Source organism: Actinoplanes sp. TBRC 11911 (assembly GCF_012933445.1).
GTDB lineage: Bacteria > Actinomycetota > Actinomycetes > Mycobacteriales > Micromonosporaceae > Actinoplanes.
On sequence record NZ_JABBNC010000002.1, the window covers coordinates 477,691 to 495,142 of the forward strand.

17 protein-coding genes are annotated in these 17,452 nt (G+C 70.3%); 10 read left to right on the forward strand and 7 right to left on the reverse strand.

Going from position 1 to position 17,452, the window contains the following annotated elements; all coding sequences use genetic code 11:
- The first annotated feature begins 30 nt into the window (after window positions 1-30).
- Complete coding sequence (locus tag HH310_RS05340) at window positions 31-885, forward strand: patatin-like phospholipase family protein (RefSeq protein WP_169174234.1); 855 nt, start codon at window positions 31-33, stop codon at window positions 883-885.
- The gene (locus HH310_RS05345) at window positions 885-1,940 is read left to right on the forward strand and encodes a 1-acyl-sn-glycerol-3-phosphate acyltransferase (protein WP_169174235.1); all 1,056 of its coding nucleotides are present in this window, start codon (window positions 885-887) and stop codon (window positions 1,938-1,940) included. Before HH310_RS05340 ends, HH310_RS05345 begins: the two co-directional genes overlap by 1 nt.
- Window positions 1,941-1,943: 3 nt before the next feature.
- Here the strand turns inward: HH310_RS05345 and HH310_RS05350 are convergent, their stop codons facing one another.
- Complete coding sequence (locus tag HH310_RS05350) at window positions 1,944-2,699, reverse strand: hypothetical protein (protein WP_169174236.1); 756 nt, start codon at window positions 2,697-2,699, stop codon at window positions 1,944-1,946.
- Window positions 2,700-2,845: 146 nt separating this feature from the next.
- On the opposite strand from HH310_RS05350, the gene HH310_RS05355 reads away from it, so the two are divergent.
- Window positions 2,846-4,000, forward strand: coding sequence for an FHA domain-containing protein (locus tag HH310_RS05355; protein WP_169174237.1), 1,155 nt, complete (start codon window positions 2,846-2,848; stop codon window positions 3,998-4,000).
- Here the strand turns inward: HH310_RS05355 and rocD are convergent, their stop codons facing one another.
- The 4 genes from rocD to HH310_RS05375 all read right to left on the reverse strand — a co-directional run bounded on the left by rocD (window position 4,001) and on the right by HH310_RS05375 (window position 7,497).
- Window positions 4,001-5,194, reverse strand: coding sequence for an ornithine--oxo-acid transaminase (gene rocD, locus HH310_RS05360; protein ID WP_211191814.1), 1,194 nt, complete (start codon window positions 5,192-5,194; stop codon window positions 4,001-4,003).
- A gap of 11 nt (window positions 5,195-5,205) precedes the next feature.
- The gene (ddaH, locus tag HH310_RS05365; protein ID WP_169174239.1) at window positions 5,206-6,012 is read right to left on the reverse strand and encodes a dimethylargininase; all 807 of its coding nucleotides are present in this window, start codon (window positions 6,010-6,012) and stop codon (window positions 5,206-5,208) included.
- Window positions 6,013-6,175: 163 nt separating this feature from the next.
- Complete coding sequence (locus HH310_RS05370) at window positions 6,176-6,784, reverse strand: hypothetical protein (RefSeq protein WP_169174240.1); 609 nt, start codon at window positions 6,782-6,784, stop codon at window positions 6,176-6,178.
- A gap of 107 nt (window positions 6,785-6,891) precedes the next feature.
- Entirely contained in the window at window positions 6,892-7,497 is a 606-nt protein-coding gene (locus HH310_RS05375; RefSeq protein WP_169174241.1) for an ATP-dependent Clp protease proteolytic subunit, read from the reverse strand.
- Between the two features lie 214 nt (window positions 7,498-7,711).
- Between HH310_RS05375 and HH310_RS05380 the strand changes: the two genes are divergently transcribed.
- The 3 genes from HH310_RS05380 to HH310_RS05390 all read left to right on the forward strand — a co-directional run bounded on the left by HH310_RS05380 (window position 7,712) and on the right by HH310_RS05390 (window position 11,924).
- The gene (locus HH310_RS05380) at window positions 7,712-9,010 is read left to right on the forward strand and encodes a carboxylesterase family protein (RefSeq protein WP_169174242.1); all 1,299 of its coding nucleotides are present in this window, start codon (window positions 7,712-7,714) and stop codon (window positions 9,008-9,010) included.
- 70 nt (window positions 9,011-9,080) lie between these two features.
- Window positions 9,081-10,451 (forward strand): FAD-dependent oxidoreductase, encoded by a 1,371-nt coding sequence (locus HH310_RS05385; RefSeq protein WP_169174243.1) that lies wholly within the window; start codon window positions 9,081-9,083, stop codon window positions 10,449-10,451.
- Window positions 10,452-10,562: 111 nt separating this feature from the next.
- Window positions 10,563-11,924 carry a polysaccharide deacetylase family protein gene (locus HH310_RS05390; RefSeq protein ID WP_169174244.1) on the forward strand — a complete coding sequence of 454 codons (1,362 nt, stop codon included), beginning with the start codon at window positions 10,563-10,565 and terminating at the stop codon, window positions 11,922-11,924.
- Here the strand turns inward: HH310_RS05390 and HH310_RS05395 are convergent.
- On the reverse strand, window positions 11,915-12,721 hold the full coding sequence (locus HH310_RS05395; protein WP_169174245.1) for an Fpg/Nei family DNA glycosylase: 807 nt from the start codon (window positions 12,719-12,721) through the stop codon (window positions 11,915-11,917). The two genes, HH310_RS05390 and HH310_RS05395, sit on opposite strands and share 10 nt — an antisense overlap.
- Before the next feature lie 119 nt (window positions 12,722-12,840).
- Here HH310_RS05395 and HH310_RS05400 point away from each other — a divergent pair, with 119 nt between their 5' ends.
- Window positions 12,841-13,056: a DNA-binding protein gene (locus tag HH310_RS05400; protein ID WP_169174246.1), complete on the forward strand. Its 216-nt coding sequence runs from the start codon at window positions 12,841-12,843 to the stop codon at window positions 13,054-13,056.
- 563 nt (window positions 13,057-13,619) lie between these two features.
- Here HH310_RS05400 and HH310_RS05405 read toward each other — a convergent pair.
- A complete protein-coding gene (locus HH310_RS05405; protein ID WP_169174247.1) occupies window positions 13,620-14,777 on the reverse strand; it encodes a glutamate--cysteine ligase in 1,158 nt (385 codons plus the stop codon).
- 64 nt (window positions 14,778-14,841) lie between these two features.
- Between HH310_RS05405 and HH310_RS05410 the strand changes: the two genes are divergently transcribed.
- The 3 genes from HH310_RS05410 to HH310_RS05420 all read left to right on the forward strand — a co-directional run bounded on the left by HH310_RS05410 (window position 14,842) and on the right by HH310_RS05420 (window position 17,365).
- The gene (locus HH310_RS05410; protein WP_169174248.1) at window positions 14,842-15,111 is read left to right on the forward strand and encodes a DUF6412 domain-containing protein; all 270 of its coding nucleotides are present in this window, start codon (window positions 14,842-14,844) and stop codon (window positions 15,109-15,111) included.
- Window positions 15,112-15,296: 185 nt separating this feature from the next.
- A complete protein-coding gene (locus HH310_RS05415; protein WP_169174249.1) occupies window positions 15,297-15,917 on the forward strand; it encodes a membrane protein insertase YidC in 621 nt (206 codons plus the stop codon).
- Window positions 15,918-16,003: 86 nt separating this feature from the next.
- Window positions 16,004-17,365, forward strand: a complete 1,362-nt coding sequence (locus tag HH310_RS05420) for a carbohydrate-binding protein (RefSeq protein WP_169174250.1) — start codon at window positions 16,004-16,006, stop codon at window positions 17,363-17,365.
- The last annotated feature ends 87 nt before the right edge of the window (window positions 17,366-17,452 follow it).

Below are 17,452 nucleotides of genomic sequence, written 5' to 3' on the forward strand. Positions count from 1 at the left end.
GCCGGGGACGCGGCGTGCCACGATGAACCCATGGTCAACGGTCCGGTTGCGTTTGTGCTCGGTGGGGGTGGCGTACTCGGGGCTGTCGAGGTGGGCATGCTCCGTGCGCTGTTCCGGGCCGGTTTCCGACCGGACATGGTGATCGGCACGTCGATCGGCGCGGTGAACGGCGCCCTGGTCGCGGCCGACCCCAGCGAATCGGTCACCGACCGTCTTGTGCGGCTCTGGACGTCGCCGGAAGCGGCCGCGGTCTACGGCGACTCGGTGGGCCGGCAGCTGCGACGGTTCGCGGCGCGGACCCACCTGCACTCGCCGATGCCGTTGCGCCGGCTGCTGGAGAGCGAGATCGGCGAGCACACCACGTTCGGCGAGCTGAAGATTCCGTTCCGGTGCTGCGCGGCGAGCATCGAGCGGGCCGCCGAGCACTGGTTCGACAGCGGGCCGCTGGTGGACGCGGTGCTGGCCAGCTCGGCCGTGCCGGGGCTGCTGCCGCCGATGGAGATCTCCGGAGAGCACTTCGTGGACGGTGGGATCGTCAACTCGATCCCGATCGGGGAGGCGGTCCGGGTGGGCGCCAAGCTGATCTTCGTGCTGCAGGTGGGCCGGATCGAGCGGCCGCTGACCGTGCCGAAGCGGCCGTGGGAGGTCGCGCAGGTGGCGTTCGAGATCGCGCGCCGGCATCGGTTCGCCCGCGAGCTCGCTTCCCTGCCCGACGATGTACGCGTGCACGTCCTCCCGAGCGGCGGCAGTGAGAAGCGCGACGACACCCCGTGGGCGTACCGGGACATGGCGGCCGTGGGCCGGCGCATCAGCCGCGCGTACGTGGCCTCCCGCCGATACCTGGCGATGAACGTGAACCCGCTGCCCGGCCCGAACGGCAGCTGATGGTCCTGCCCACGCGTATCCGCCGGTTGGTGGTCGCCCCGGTGGTGGTGCTGCTCGCGCTCGCGCTGCTCGCCACGCTGCCGGTCTGGCTGCTGCTGGCGCTCGCCGCGTCGCCGCTGGTCCCGGGTCATCTGCGGGTGCCGCGCCTGATGTTCCTGGCGATCGTCTACCTGGTGTGGGACGCCGTCGCCCTGATCGTGCTGGCCGGGTTGTGGGTCGCCTCCGGCTTCGGCTGGAAGATCCGCACGCCCGCGTTCCAGCGCGCCCACTACGTCGTAACCGGCCGGTTCCTGAGCATGTTGTTCTGGCTGGCCCGCTGGTCGCTGCACCTGACCGTGGACGTGGTCGGCACCGACCCGGACACGGCGATCCCGGGCCGGCCGGAGATCGTGGTGAGCCGGCACGCCGGGCCCGGCGACTCGTTTATCCTCATCAACGGGCTGGTCAACTGGTTCGACCGGGAGCCGCGCATCGTCCTCAAGGCGACGCTGCAGTGGGATCCGGCGGTCGACGTGATGCTCAACCGGCTGCCCAACCGGTTCATCTCGCCGGGCCGGACCGGCACGACGACGTTGGAGCAGCAGATCTCGGAGCTGGCCACCGGCTTGGACGAGAACGACGCTTTCGTGATTTTTCCGGAAGGGGGTAATTTCACCCCTCGCCGCCGTACGAATGCCATCGCCAAGCTTCGATCCATGGGAATGACCGGATTGGCGCGGAAAGCCGAGCAACTGAAAAATGTTCTCCCGCCGAAACCTACCGGTCTGTTCGCCGCGATCGACGCCGCCCCGGACGCCGGCGTGATCTTCGTCGCGCACACCGGGCTGGACCGGATGATGACGGTCGCCGACGTCTGGCAGGAGCTGCCGATGGACAAGCGGCTGGTCATGCGCTTCTGGAGCGTCCCGCCCGAGGAGGTGCCGACCGGCGAGGAGGAGCGGGTGGCCTGGCTCTACGACTGGTGGGCCCGGATCGACTCGTGGATCGAGGAGAACCGCCCGGCCTTCCGTCCGCTGAGCACGGACTGGACGGCCAGGCGGTCCGAGAACGTCTGACGGCTACTTGCCGCCGAACGAGCTGTAGAGGCTGTCCGGCGCCTCGGTGATCTCGGACGCCGCCGGTCGCGACGCCGTCACCGGCGAACCGTAGTCCGAGTAGCGCACCTCGATCGGCGCGGTCGACGCCGGCGTGATGGTCATCGTGGACAGCCGGCCCTGGTCGTCCAGGTTCACCGTGAACGGCACGTTCTGCGGCTGCGTCGTCGACACGCCCAGCCCGGCCGCCTTGCTCAGATCAAGCGTCCCGGCGTACGCGTCGGGGCCGGTGGAGTGCACGTCGGTGGCGCTGCTGAGCAGGTTCGCCGTGTCCACCGGATCGACCTGGCCCGGGCGCAGTCCCACGTTCGCACCCGCGGGCAACCGCGAGACGTCCAGGTGGGTCCACGTGCCGGCCTTCGTCACCCCGGGCACCTGGACGTACAGGTCCTGGCCGATCAGCAGGGTCTTGACGTTGAGCGACGCGTTCGGGCCGGTGGCGGTGAGATCGACGGTGCCGACGCCCTGGGCGGGATCGACCGCGCCGTTCAGCGTGAAGTCCGACCCGGACGTCGCGCTGACCTTGAAGCTGGTCTCGCCCAGTTTGGCGGCGGCCGCGGAGAGCGCCTGGACGGCGGCCGGTTCGGCGGCGCTGGCCGACGGGGAAGCCGACGACGCCGGGGCCGATGACGAAGAGGCGCTGGTGTCGCAGCCGGCGACCGTCATGGCCGCGGCCGCGAGGGTCGCGAGCCCCAGCCCGGCGAGCCGTGGTGTCCGCATGTCCGTCCCTCCTGTCGTGCCGGCGGTCGGGGGCGCCACCGGCTCGACCAAGAACGTGCCCCATGCCCGATGGGGGCAAACGGAGCATGCCCGAGCATGGGGCATGATTGCCAGGACCAAAACTTGCCGCTCTCCCGGGAGGATCCGTGAGGTTCGAGGTCAGCAAGGTCCTCGACGCCATCGAGGCCCGGCTCAGCACCGATCCGGCGCTGGCCCGCGCGGTGGTCGACATGTCCGAGATCGTGCGTTATGCCGATCTGGACGGTGGCCGCCCGGCCAGCTCTGTCCGGCTCGGACTCGTCATCGACGCGCTGGGCAAACGCTTCGCCGAGGAGAACGTCCCGGTCTACGTGGTGGCGCCGCGCGGCCTGCTCTCCGACACCGATCTCACCTCGAACGAGCGCATGGTCATCCGCCGCTGGGCCGACGACGGCAAGGTCGAGGTCGTGCCCCAGGTGGACGATCGGGTGTACGAGGTCGCCGAGCTGCTCGGCCTTCCGGTGATCACCCGCGGCCGTGGTGACCAGGTGCGCGGTCGTCGCCCGTGGGTGGACGAGCCGGGCCGCCTGCTGGCCGCGGTGGCCGGCGAGGGCGGCGCCCCGGTGCTGGTGGCCCGGGTCGGCCGCGACCAGCAGCCGAAGCCGGCCGAGCGGTCGCCGATGGGTCAGCGGATGCTGGCGCGCATCTGGCGCTGCCCCGAGTCGAACTGCACGAGCTTCGGCACCGGCGGCGACCCGGACAGCCCGTTCGCCGACATGCGCACGTTCACCAGCCCGGTGTCACAGCCGCCGCCGGCCCTGCGCGGCGGCGCGCCGGCCTGCCCCCGGCACGGTGCGAAGCTGCGCGACATCGGTGCTCGACCGGCGGTCGAGGTGATGTCCGTCCGCATCGACGGCGTGATCCGCAAACGTTTCGTCGTGTCCACCGAGCAGGCCGTGGTGGTCGGGCGCGCGCCCGAGGGCGGCAGCGGCGTGATGCTCGGCCAGTGGCTCACCGAGGACGCGCGCAAGTGGATCAGCCGTGGTCACGTGCAGTTCGAGCTGCGCCCGGACGGCGGCCTCACCGTCCAGGACGTCAGCACGAACGGTTCCGGGATCCGTCCCGGCGGGTCATCGAACGACGACGACCGCATCACGCTGGGCCGCCACGAGACCCGGCAGCTCGCCCCGGCCGACGTGGTCGAGCTCTACGGCGGGGTCAACGTGGGCCGGTCGAAGATCTGGGCCACCGGCGGCGTCGTGCAGCCCACCTCGGTGATGGCCGAGGCGCCGACGATGGCCATGCGCAAATTCCAGGGTTAGTCAGAGGATCGCGGCCAGCTGGGCCACCCCGTGGTCCAGCTCGTCGGCCGTGATGACCAGCGGCGGCGCCAGCCGGATCGTCGAGCCGTGCGTGTCCTTGGCGAGCACGCCACGCTCGGCGAGCCGCTCGCACGCCTCGCGCCCGGTCATCAGCGCCGGGTCGAAGTCGACGCCGGCCCACAGCCCGCGCCCGCGAACCGCGGTGACGCCCTTGCCGACCAGCGCGTTGAGGCCGTCGTGCAGGCGAACGCCCAGCTCGGCCGAGCGGCGCTGGAACTCGCCGGTGGCCAGCAACCGCACCACCTCGACGCCGACCGCGCAGGCCAGCGGGTTGCCGCCGAAGGTCGATCCGTGCTCGCCGGGCTTCAGGACACCGAGCACGTCGGTGTTCGCCGCCACGGCGGAGACCGGCACGATGCCGCCGCCGAGCGCCTTCCCCAGCACGTACATGTCGGGAATGACGCCTTCGTGGTCGAGCGCGAAGGTCGCTCCGGTACGGCCGAGGCCGGACTGCACCTCGTCGGCGATCATCAGCACGTTGTTCGCGTCGCACAGCTCTCGCACGCCCGCGAAGAACCCGGGCGGCGGCACCAGCACGCCGGACTCGCCCTGAATCGGCTCCATCAGCACGGCGACGGTGTTCGGTGTGATCGCATCCTGGACGGCGGCGAGATCCCCGTACGGGACAATCTTGAAGCCCGGGGTGTACGGCCCGAAGTCGGCCCGGGCCTCCGGGTCGGTGGAGAAACTGACGATCGTGGTCGTACGCCCGTGGAAGTTGTCGGCCGCGACGATGATCTCCGCCTGCTGGTCGGCGACGCCCTTGACCTGGTAGCCCCATTTGCGCGCGACCTTGATCGCGGTCTCCACGGCCTCGGCGCCGGTGTTCATCGGCAGCACCATGTCCTTGCCGCAGAGCTCGGCCAGCTCCTGACAGAACGCCGCGAACTGGTCGTGCACGAACGCCCGGCTGGTCAGCGTGAGCCGGTCGAGCTGGGCGTGCGCGGCGGCGATCAGCGCCGGATGCCGGTGCCCGAAGTTCAGCGCCGAGTAACCGGCGAGGAAGTCCAGGTAGCGGCGGCCGTCGACGTCGGTGACCCAGGCGCCCTCGCCCTCGGTGATCACCACCGGCAGCGGGTGGTAGTTGTGCGCGGTATGCGCCTCGGCCCGCGCCAAAGCGGTGGGCGTCAGCATGTCAACGCTGGTCACGAGCGAACCTCCAAGGTGCAGCACTTGGGGCCGCCGCCGGCTTTACGCAGCTCGGAGACGTCGACCCCGACGGTCTGGTAGCCGGCCGCGCGCAGCTCGGCGGCCAGGTGGGTGGCCTGCTCCGGCAGCACCACGGTACGGCCGTCGCTGACCGCGTTCAGGCCGAGCACCGCGGCGTCCTCCGCATTGGCGATCACCGCGTGCGGGAAGAGCTGCTTCAGCACCGCCTGCGAGCCGGGCGAGAAGGCCGACGGAAGATACGCGATGTTCGAGTCGTCCAGCACGCACAGGGCCGTGTCCAGGTGGTAATAGGCCGGGTCGACGAGCTGCAGCGTGATCACCGGACGGCGCAGCGCCTCCTGCGTCTCGGCATGCGAGGCGTGCGACGTCCGGAAGCCGGTGCCGGCGAGCAGCACCTCCCCGGCGAGCAGGATGTCGCCCTCGCCCTCGTTGGTGTGCTTGGGCTCGACGACCGTGAACCCGCGGTCGCGGAACCAGGCCGCGTACGCCGGGGCCTCGTCGGCCCGCTCGGCGTCGCGGAACTGGACCGCCAGCACCCGGCCGTCGACGACGGTCGCGCCGTTCGCGGCGAACACCATGTCCGGCAGGCCGGGCAGCGGGTCGATCAGGTCGACCGTGTGGCCGAGATCCAGGAAGGTCTGCCGCAGCGTCTCCCACTGGCGGACGGCGAGCGCGTTGTCGTACGGGGCCGTGGGATCCATCCACGGGTTGATCCGGTACGTGACCGCGAAGTAGGTGGGCCGGCACATGAGGTACCTGCGCGGCGAAGCCGTGGTCGTCATGGCTGCAACGCTAGGTCCGCGACCTGTAGAAACGCTTTGGTTCAACATTGCGCGACGCGGCTGTTCGTTGCGTGATCGGCAAAGCGCGCGGCGATTCGTTAACCACGCGCGGAGGGCCGGCCCGAACCGGGCCGGCCCTCCGCGTGCAAACTTCTCATTCCCGTCAGAACCGGTCGACAAACTGTGTGTCGAGCCACTCGCGGAGATTGCTCACCGGCTGCATGTCGGTGCCCAGCCAGCTGAGTGAGCCGGTCAGGGCCAGCACGCCGATCACGATCGCGGCCAGCGAGAACACCATGCCGAGCAGCGCATCCGATTTACCGGCTACGTGCCGTTTGCCGGTAGCGCGCACGCCCAGCAGCGAGAGCACCAGCGCCAGGCCGGCCACGCCGATGCCGTAGCCGAGCAGCGGCCCGGACAGCACCAGCAGCATGGACGCGACGCCCAGGATCAGGCCGAGGGTGGCGAGCAGGCTGGCTCTCGGTTTCGGGCCGGCGCCCGTGACAACGGGAGCGGCCGGACTGGTCGGTCTGGTCACCAGCGTCTCCGGCTTGGCCGTGGGCGGCAGACCGGTGCGGCCCGCGGCCTTCGGCCCCGGCGGGAGGTCACCCGCGGTCCTCGGCGGCGGCGGGTCGCCCGCGTGTTTCGGGACCGGCGGCAGATCGGTGGTCGTGGCGGCGTCGGCCCGCGGGCGTACGGGAGCGGTGGCCGGGCGCTCGTCGGTGGCGGTGGCGTCGGTTTCGGTCTGGCGGGAGAACGTCGGGAGCCTCACGTCAGCACCTCCTTGGCGAACTCTGGGGGTATGGCCTGGGTCATACCCGAAACGCTCGCCAAGCATGCAAAGGGCACGCGACCAGGGCCGCGTGCCCTTTTTTCGACTCAGACCAGCGACGGGGAGGCGACGACGTCGCTCGCCTTGCTGATCACGTGATCGACGATGCCGTACTCCTGGGCCTGCTTGGCGGTGAACCAGCGGTCCCGGTCGGAGTCGCGCTCGATCTCCTCCGGCGTGTGGCCGGTGTGGAAGGCGATCCGCTCGTTCATCGTCCTCTTGATCGAGATCATGCTCTCGGCCTGGATGGCGATGTCGGCAGCGGTGCCGCCGATGCCGCCGGACAGCTGGTGCATCATCACCCGGGCGTGCGGCAACGCGTACCGCTTGCCGGGGGCGCCGGCGCACAGCAGGAACTGACCCATCGACGCCGCCATGCCCAGCGCGATCGTCGCGACGTCGTTCTTGATGTAGTTCATCGTGTCGTACACCGCCATGCCGGCGCTGATCGAGCCGCCCGGCGAGTTGATGTAGAGCGCGATGTCCCGCTCGCTGTCGGCCGAGGCGAGCAGCAGCATCTGGGCGCAGATGCGGTTGGTCACCTCGTCGTTGACCTCGCTGCCGAGGAAGATGATGCGCTCCCGCAGGAGCCGCTCGAAGACCTGGTCGTCGAAGGATGCGCCGCCCCGCATCGTCAACTCGTCAACACTCATGACCCCAACCCTCTCGCATCGGTTCGACGACCCCCAGAATTACTCGCCGGTGGCCTCGCGTCCCAGCGATTCCCCTGTAGGCGAATCCGCTCACGGCATAACAGCATGCCAAGCGACGCCGGCCGGGTTCGCGGCCCCCACCTGAGTGATCACCGTCGCTGCGGCGAACTCGGCGCGCTCGCAACCGTTGACGGGCGCGTGGGGCGTGCTTGAGATGACCGACATCGACAATGACACCCTGGTCACCGTGCGTGGCGGCAAGCTACGCGGGGTGCGGGTGGACGGGCTGACGATCCTGCGCGGAGTCCGGTACGCGACGGCCGCACGGTTCGCGGCGCCGGTGCCCGAGCCGCCCTGGCCAGAGGTGCGCGACGCGACCGAGCACGGCGCGGTCAGCCCGCAGCCCTCGCACGACTCGGCGGTGGGCGCGTGCGAGCAGGTCGCGGAGTCCGAGGACTGCCTGAACCTCACGATCGTGACGCCGGCGGCCGACGACGCGCGCCGGCCGGTGCTGGTCTGGTTGCACGGCGGGTCGTACCGCAACGGTGCCGGCTCATGGGAGCGCTACCGGACGGACCGGCTCGCCCGCGAGGGTGACGTGGTCGTGGTGAGCGCCAACTACCGGCTGGGCGCGCTCGGCTACCTGCGGGCACCGGGCGTCTCGGACGGCAACCTCGGCCTGCTGGACCAGATCGAGGCGCTGCGCTGGGTCCGGGACAACGCGGCCGCGCTCGGCGGCGACCCGTCCAACATCACCGTCGTCGGGCAGTCGTCCGGTGCCCACTCGATCGCCTGCATGCTCGGCATTCCGTCGGCTCGGGCACTGTTCGACCGGGCGGTGCTGCAGAGTCCGCCGCTGGGTCTGGGCCTGGGCTCTCCGGCACGTGCGGAGCGGGCCGGAGCGCGCTTTCTCACGCGACTGGGCAAGGACCCGCACGCGGCGTCGGTTGCCGAGGTGGTGGCCGCGCAGTCGGCCGCGGAGAAGGACGTGACCAGCGGCTTCGCTCCGGTCTGGGGGCCGGTGGCCGGGACGGGACCGATGCCGGACCCGGCGGGGTGGCGGGCCGCCTGTCAGGCCGGCGCGGAGGGCCTGGAGGTCATCCTCGGCACCACGCGGCGGGAGATCGCGTATTTCGTGGCCGGCCGTGCGATGGCCCGGCGCCCGATCGTCGCGGCGGCGACGTGGCTGGTGTTCGCCCGGCCCACCCGCCGGATGGGCAAGCGGCTGGCCGAGGCGGGCGCGCGGGTGTCCGCCTACCGCCTGGACGGCCCGCCGTCGCGGTCGCCGTTCCGGGCGGCCCACTGCACCGACCTGCCGTTGCTGTTCGGCGACGAGCATGCGTGGGCGGACGCGCCGATGCTGGCCGGGCGGACGTGGGCCGAGCTGACCGAGACGGGAAAGCCGATGCGCGCGGCGTGGTTGTCGTTCGTCGCCCGGGGTGCCGATGCGCTGGCCGAGTCGGGGTGGGCGCCGTACGCGGGCAGACGCCGGGCGATTCACCGTTTCGGCTGACGCCGACGGTCCGATTCGGCGCGACGCGCATCGCCGAGGCGTACGGGCTCCAAGCAGTAGCCTGAGCCGTATGAAGCTGGTCGTCATCGGCGGTGACGCGGGCGGCATGTCGGCCGCCTCGCAAGCCCGCAAGCGCCAACCCCGCGAGAAACTCAGCATCGTGGCGTTCGAACGCGGCCACTTCACTTCCTACTCGGCCTGCGGAATCCCGTACTGGATCGGGGGCGCGGTGACCGAGCGTGACAAGCTCATCGCCCGCACGCCGGGAGCGTTCCGGGATGCGGGCATCGACGTCCGGCTGCGGCATGAGGTGGTCGGCATCGATCTGGACCGCCGGCAGGTGGTGGCGCACGACCTCGAGGGCGGCGGCGAGGTGCGGGAGAGCTTCGACCAGCTTGTGTACGCCACCGGAGCGTCCCCGGTCACCCCGGACTGGGCCCGGGTCCGCGGCGAGGGCGTCTTCGGCGTGCAGACGCTCGACGACGGCGCGGCCATCCACGCGTGGCTGGACGCGGATCCCGCACCGAGCCGGGCGGTGGTGATCGGCGGCGGGTACATCGGGGTCGAGATGGCCGAGGCGATGGTCCTGCGGGGCCTGGAGGTCACGCTGCTGGAGAAGTCGGCGCAGCCGATGGCGAAGACGGTCGATCCGGACATGGGTGCGCTCGTCCACAACGCGATGCGGGACCTGGGCATCAAGGTGGTCACCGAGACACACATCGAGGGCATCGACATGTCCGGCGGGCGGGTGCGGGCGGTGGTCACGCCGGACGGCGAGATTCCGGCGGACATCGTGGTGCTGGGATTGGGCGTACGGGCAAATGGGGATCTTGCCCGCGATGCCGGGCTCGCGGTGGGGGCGACCGGTGGCGTGCGGACCGACGTGCGCATGCGGGTCGAGGGAGCGGACGGCGTGTGGGCCGCCGGGGACTGTGTCGAGACGCGGCACCTGATCACCGGGCATGCGGTGCACGTGCCGCTCGGGACGCACGCGAACAAGCAGGGACGCGTCGCCGGCATCAACATCGGCGGCGGCTACGCGACGTTCCCCGGCGTCATCGGCACGGCGGTCACCAAAGTGTGCGATTTGGAGGTCGCGCGGACCGGGCTCACCGAGAAAGAGGCGGACAAGGCCGGGTACGCCTTCGTGAGCGCGACGGTCGAGTCGTCGAACCGGGCCGGCTACTACCCGGGCGCGGAATCGATGACGGTGAAGTTGATCGCGGAGCGGCGCACCGGGACGCTGCTGGGCGCGCAGATCGTCGGCCGCAAGGAGGCGGCGAAGCGCATCGACGCGCTCGCGATTGCCGCGTGGAACCGGATGACCGTGGAAGAGATGACGTCGCTGGACCTCAGTTATGCGCCGCCGTTCGCGCCGGTGTGGGACCCGGTGCTGATCGCCGCGCGTAAGGCCACCGACGCGGTGCATTCCACTTTGTAAGCCATTGTGATCCATTAGTCACTCAACGCCACCTGGGATTACTACGACCGGTAACGCGGAGATCACCTATCCGGTATTCCCCCAGATCAGCCGAGACGGTAGGCATGCTGCATGCCGCCGCAATCGTCCCGTTATCCCTCGCCTGCGGCCGACGATATCGCCGCGGGCGGTGGCCGTCATCGGCGGCCGGAGTCGCTTGCGGACGTTTCTGCCGTCGCCGCCGACGCGGACGTTTCTGCCGCCGCCGACGCGGACGTTTCTGCCGTCGCCGCGGACGTCAACGTGGACCCGGGCGTCGCCGCCGCGCCGGACATCGCTGCCGGCCCGGCCAAGCCGGACGTCTTCGTGCCGCGATCGCGCCGCCCCCGGAACCGGACGACGGCCCCGCAACGCTCCCGGCATCAGCGCAACACCGGCCCCCGGCACGCCGCCGCCCCGACCCACCCGCCGGCCACCGGAACCCATCGCGCTCCCGGCACCCTGCCCATCGAGTCCTGGCTCCTGGTCGGCAAGAAGCGGCAGCAGATCCTGCTGGCCTCCTTGGTCGCGATCGCGTTGTTCCTGATCGCCGTCCCCGCGCAGCAGCGGCGCAGCGGGGTAGAAGCGGTGAACGCGGCGGCGCAGCGTGCCGTCGGGGTGACGAGTCCGTCGAAGAAGAAGGCCCCGGTCGAAGGCGCCGCCGGTGCGGTCGTGAACGCCCCCTCCGGCCACTCCGACGAGGCCAAGCCCGCGCCGTCCACTTCGGAGACCCCGACGAAGGCGCCCGCCATCCCCGCCGCCAAGAAGAAACCCGCGGTCAACGACCTCGGGCCGGGCAAGTCGCTGCGCACCACGGGCTCGTCGGCGATCGCGTTGACCTTCGACGACGGCCCGGACCCGGTGCAGACCCCGAAGATCCTGGCGCTGCTCGCGAAATACCAGATCAAGGCCACCTTCTGCCTGGTCGGCGATCAGGTCGCGAAGCATCCCGAGGTGGTACGCCAAATCGTCGCCGCCGGGCACACGTTGTGCAATCACACGACGCATCACAGCCTGACGATCGGCAAGGAGACACCGGAGCAGATCCGCGCCGATCTCGAGAACACGAACGCGGCCATCCGCCAGGCCGTCCCGGACGCGAAGATCCCGTTCTTCCGCGCGCCCGGCGGCAACTTCACCGAGCGCCTCGTCGGGGTGGCCGACCAGCTGGGGATGACGTCGCTCTACTGGGCGGTGGACCCGCGCGACTGGGACCACCCGAAGGGCGAGACCGACCCGGCACACGTCGCCCGGGTGATCGCCGAGGTGCAGAAGCACGTCAAGCCCGGATCGATCATCCTGTCGCACGACTTCAACCAGCCGGACACCATCGAGGCGTACGAGAAACTGATCCCGTACCTCCAAGAGCACTTCACCATCGGCCTGCCCGGCGGCGCGTCACCGACCGTGACCGTCACGCCGAGCGCGACACCGTCAGCGACGGTTCAGCCCTGACATTTGGGGCACCAGTAGAGGTTGCGTCCGGCGAGCGGCCCGCGCGCGATCCCGGTTCCGCACACGAGACACGGCTGCCCCGGCCGGCGGTAGACGTAGACCTCGCCGCCGTGCCGATCGACGCGCGGCGCTCGCTGCATCGCCTCGGGCGTGTGCTCGGTGTGCACGGTGTCGATGCGGCCGCGCGCCACGCCCTCCTTCATCAGTGCCCGTAGGTCGGTCCAGATCTGCTCCCACAGCTCCGCCCCGATCGACCGGCCGGGCGTGGTCGGCGGGAGCCCCGCCCGGAACAGCACCTCGTTCGCATAGATCAACCCACACCCCGCGACCACGGTCTGGTCCAGCAACAGGGCAAAGATCGGCTTGGTGCTGCCACGCACTTTCCCGTACGCCCGGAGTGGCTCCGCATCGTCGCGCAGCGGATCGGCGCCGAGCCGGTCGCGCAGCTGCTGAACCTGCGCCGGGTCGAGCACTTCGCAGGCGGCCGGCCCGCGCAGATCAAGCCAGTGCCGCTCGCCGTCGACCCGCATCCGCACCTGCCCGACGGGCTCCGGCAGCGGCGGTTCGCCATCCGTGAACTTCCCGTACAGTCCCAGGTGAATGTGCACGCTGAGGTCACCGTCGTAGTGATGAAACAAATGCTTCCCGTACGCCTCGGTATCGCGCAGCACGCGCCCGTCAACCTTGGCGGCACCGCCCTCGAACCGCCCTTGCGGACTGGAGACGGCAAGCGACTGCCCCACGAACAGCTCCCGGTGGCGAGCGGCAAGGCGATGGATGGTGTGTCCCTCTGGCACGGTCAGCAACGGTACCCAAGTGCCCCGTTTCCCCGCCATCTGAGCTGGCGAGACCATCACCGTGACCTTTCCTAGGGTGGCTGTCTAGTGCCTACTGGGCATGAGGCTAGAGTGTTCGCATGGTTGAGAAGCTGTCTCTCATGGGCGCGCACGAGATCAGGGTCCGTCTCGGCGGCATGAGCCGGCAGCGCGTCTACCAGATCACGAGCCATCAGAACTTTCCCGCGCCCGTGGCCGAGCTGGAGATGGGCAAGGTGTGGGACGGCGACGACGTCGAGGCCTGGATCGACCGGTACCGGCCGGAGCTGAGCAAGGACCGAACCGACCGGCCCTGAAGGAAGCGCGGCCGTTCGCCTGGGTGTCCTGCTGCGCTTCTCGAGCGCATCCCGCTCCTGAGTGGTGACGTGGCGTGCCTCTCCGATTACCGGCTGCCGCCTTGTCGCGGCCTTGGGCGAGATGCTGCGGCGGCCGCCGGGTCAGCTTCGATCTGGGGTCCATGATGTGGAAGCGGCGTCCGCTGTCTGAGACGCGAGACCACATCGTGGCGTCGAGTCCGCGATGTGGGACGCACGTCCACTGTGGAATCCCTTTCATCCCGCCTTGTGGCTTTTGTTCGGGCGCTTTCCACGCTTGGGAGTGAACCTTGGAGAGTTGTGGTGCAAATATGGGCGCAACTCTCCAAGGTCGCGGGAAAGCCCACGAAGTGGTCGTGATTTACCACAGGATGGGATGACGGCGACCGCGCGGCCGCTTCGACAAGACGTCAGAGTGCGCCGCGGCACGGCGCTGCCGGCCCCGGCACGGCGCTGCCGGCCCCGGCACGGCGCTGCCCGCCCCGGCACGGCGCTGCCCGCCCCGGCACGGCGCTGCCCGCCCCGGCACGGCGCTGTGCGGGGCGCTACGCCTCGCTTCGGGTCGTGTCGGCGAGCCAGTCGACTACCTCGGACACTGAGCCGTTTCGGGCCAGGACCGCGCGCTGGCGGGCCGCGCCGGTGCCGCTGGCGCGCAACCGGTCCATCAGGACGGTCGCCGTCTCCAGGTCGCCGTGGCGGTCGAGCTCCGCGCGTACGTAGTCGAAAAGCTGTCGCAGCAAGCGCCACGCCGGGCGCGGTTCCCGGGTCGCCATGTCGATGTTCACGCCCTGCAGGCCGTCGTGGGCTGCCCGCCAATGGGCCGCCATCAGCAACGGATGCGGCACGTTCGGTGCCGGCACCCCCGCCCGTACGTCTCGCAGCAGTGTCGCCACCAGCGCACGAGCCAAGGCCGCGAGCAGTATCGCGTCGTCGACGGACGGGGTGACGTCGCCCATCCGGATCTCCACCGTCGGATAGGTGGCGGACAATCGGGCGTACCAGTAAAGCATTCCCTCGTCGAGCATCGCGCCGCTCGCGACCAGGTCGCTGACCAACGTCTCGTAGTGCTCGTGGGATTCCAGGTACGGCGCCGGGCCGACGGTGGGCCAGCGTTCCCAGAGCATCGAGCGCCAACTGGCGTACCCGGTGTCGTGGCCGTTGAACAGGGGTGAGTTGACCGTGGCGGCCTGGAAGATCGGCAGCCAGGGGCGCAGGTGGTTGAGCACCTGCACGCCGGTCTCGGGGTCGGGGATGCTGACGTGCACGTGCATGCCGCACATGCCGGGGCCGGGGGAGAGGTCGCCGAAGAAGTCGCGCATCCGGTGGTAGCGCGGGTTGTCGGCGATCCGGGGCAGCGGGCCGGAAGCGGGGCCGGTGCCGGCCGCGATCAGCCGCACCCCGGCCCGGTCGGCGGCGCCCGCCACGCCGGATCGGAGGCGGTGCAGCGCGACGCGCAGGCTGCCGAGGTCGAGCTGCGGCGGGCTGGCCACCTCGATCTGGCTGCGCATGTACTCGTGTTGCACCGATTCGCGCAGCTCGTCGGGGACCTGCGCGAAGACGTCCTCGACCGCCTCCACGGCCCGTGGCTCGGTGCCGTCGACCAGCAAGTATTCTTCCTCGACGCCGAGCGTGAGGAGGTCGTGCGACTCGGCCTCCTCGGCCAGTTCGGGGGAGACGGTGGTCCCGCCGGAAGCCGTGTCCATGGGTCCCTCTTACCCGGATGATCACCGGGCAAAAACGTTGTGTGCCTCGCATAAGCTCTAGGCCATGCTGCTGTGGGGTGCGGTCGTTGCGCTCGGCAACACCGCCCTGCTGGACCCGACGCCCGGCCACCTGATGGTCGGGCTGGCCGTGGTGGTCGCGGCCCTGCTGGTCGCGGCGGCGACGGCGATCCCGGTGGCGCCCGGTGCGTGGGCGCCGAGCGGCCGCCTGGGCACGCGCCGATCGCGTGCGATCGCGCTGCCGAGGTTCGTGGATCCGAATGCCGCGGGCCGGCCCAGGCCGAGAGCCCCGTCGGGCGGCCCGGCGACCGCGTAGGCCGCCTGGCGTGGGGATCCGTGCCGCCAGCAGCGGCGTAGTTCCCCGCAAGGCGTGCTGTGGGGATCCCGGCTGCTGACAGCGCCGCGCCTCCCCACGCCCGTGCGCGCAACCAGCGCCACGCCCGCCTACGCGCTCGCCTTCTGCGTCAATCCATCCCTTTGTGGACCGCAGAGGTGCCCGAAATGCCCTTTACCGCCATAGTCAACGCTGCCCATTCCGCCATCGAAAACCTCGACACCCTCCTCACCCCAGCCGCCGGCACTCTCGCCCCGGCGCTCGCGATCGTCCTGTTCACCGTCCTCGTCCGCCTGGCGATCAGCCCGCTCGGCTACCTCCAGGCCCGCGCCGCCCGCCGCCAGCAAGCCCTGGCCCCGGAACTGGCGCAACTCCGTGCGAAGCACCGCGACGACCCGATGACCCTCGCCACCGAGACGCTCGCCCTGCAGCGGGCGAACGGCGCCGGCTTCGCGCGCTCGCTCCTGCCCGGACTCGCGCAAGCGCCGTTCTTCATGGTCATGTACCACGTCGCCCGCCAAGCCCCGGCCGGCGTTCTCCTGGGCGTACCCCTGGGTGCTCATCTCGCCGCCGGCCTGCCGGTGTTCGCCCTGCTGATCGCGATCAGCGCCGCCGTCGCCTGGTGGTCGTCGCGCCGCTTCACCGGCTGGATGCGATTTATGCCCTATTTGTCCGTCATTGGCGTCGCCTGGCTGCCCCTCGCCGGCGCCCTGTACCTGGTGACGACAACGACGTGGACACAGCTCGAGTACCTCGTGTTCCGTCGCGGCGGTAACAACGGGCAATAGATGTCGATCCATGTTGACACTCCGTGCGGGGCAAGCGTGGAATTCGCCTGAGAGCGCTCTCACACCCCCCTACGAAAGGCGTTCCCATGAGAAAGGCACTGCTCGCGGCCGTGGCCGCGACGGCCACGGTGATGGCGTCGACGCTGTTCGCGATCAACGCCGACGCCGCCGTCCCGGCCCCGCCATCGGGCATGACCACGGTGTTCAGCGACGACTTCACCGGCTCGTCCGGCACCGGCCTCAACCGGTCCAACTGGCTGTACGACATCGGCACCAGCTATCCCGGCGGCGCGGCCAACTGGGGCACCGGCGAGGTCGAGACGATGACCGACTCCACGCAGAACGTCTACCAGGACGGCAACGGCAACCTGGTGATCAAGCCGATCCGCGACTCGTCCGGCCGCTGGACGTCCGGGCGGGTGGAGACGCAACGCACCGATTTCGCCGCGCCCACCGGCGGCAAGGTGCGCATCGAGGCACGCCTGCAGCAGCCGAACGTCAGCGGTGCTGCCGCGGCCGGTTACTGGCCCGCGTTCTGGGCGCTCGGTGCGGCGGCCCGGCCGGTCGGCGCGACCAACTGGCCCAGCATCGGCGAGTGGGACATCATGGAGGACATCAACGGCCGGAGCTCGGTCTTCTCCACCCTCCACTGTGGCAGCAGCCCGGGCGGCCCGTGCAACGAGACCACCGGTCTCGGCAGCGGTGAGCGGGCCTGTTCCGGCTGTCAGACCGGATTCCACACGTACGCCGTGGAGTACGACCGTGGCACGTCACCCGAGCAGATGCGGTGGTATCTGGACGGCAACAACTACTTCACGCTCAACTCCTCGCAGGTCGACTCGACCACCTGGAACAACGCGACGCACCACGGCATGTTCGTGATCCTCAACGTGGCGATGGGCGGCGGGTTCCCGGCCGCGTTCGGCGGCGGCCCGACCTCGGCCACCCAGTCCGGCGTCCCGATGCTGGTCGACTACGTCGCCGTCTACCAGTCCTCGGGCGGCACCACGACGCCGCCGACCACCACGCCGCCGACCGGAAGCCGGGACGCGTTCAGCCGGATCGAAGCGGAGTCGTTCAACGCCTCCGGAGGCGTACAGGTGGAGGCCTGTTCGGAGGGTGGTCAGGACGTCGGCTACATCGCCAACGGCGACTGGCTGCAGTTCAACAACGTCAATTTCGGTACGGGCGGGGTGCGCGACTTCGTGGCACGGGTGGCCTCGGGCGCCGGCTCCGGCGTGAGTGGTCTCGTGCAGGTACGCCTGGACAACCGCACCAACGCGCCGATCGGTAGCTTCGCGCTGGGCAGCACGGGCGGCTGGCAGACGTGGCAGTCCATCCCGGGCAACGTCTCCGGGGTGACCGGCAGCCACACCGTGTACCTCACGTTCAGCAGCGGCCAGTCCGCCGACTTCGTCAACGTCAACTGGATCCAGTTCCGCAGGTAAGCACCGACGTCAATGGATCGAGGGCCTTCACCTGGGCCTTCGATCCATTCACATTTAAGGAACTTTAAGGTCCCGCCCTCTGGACTT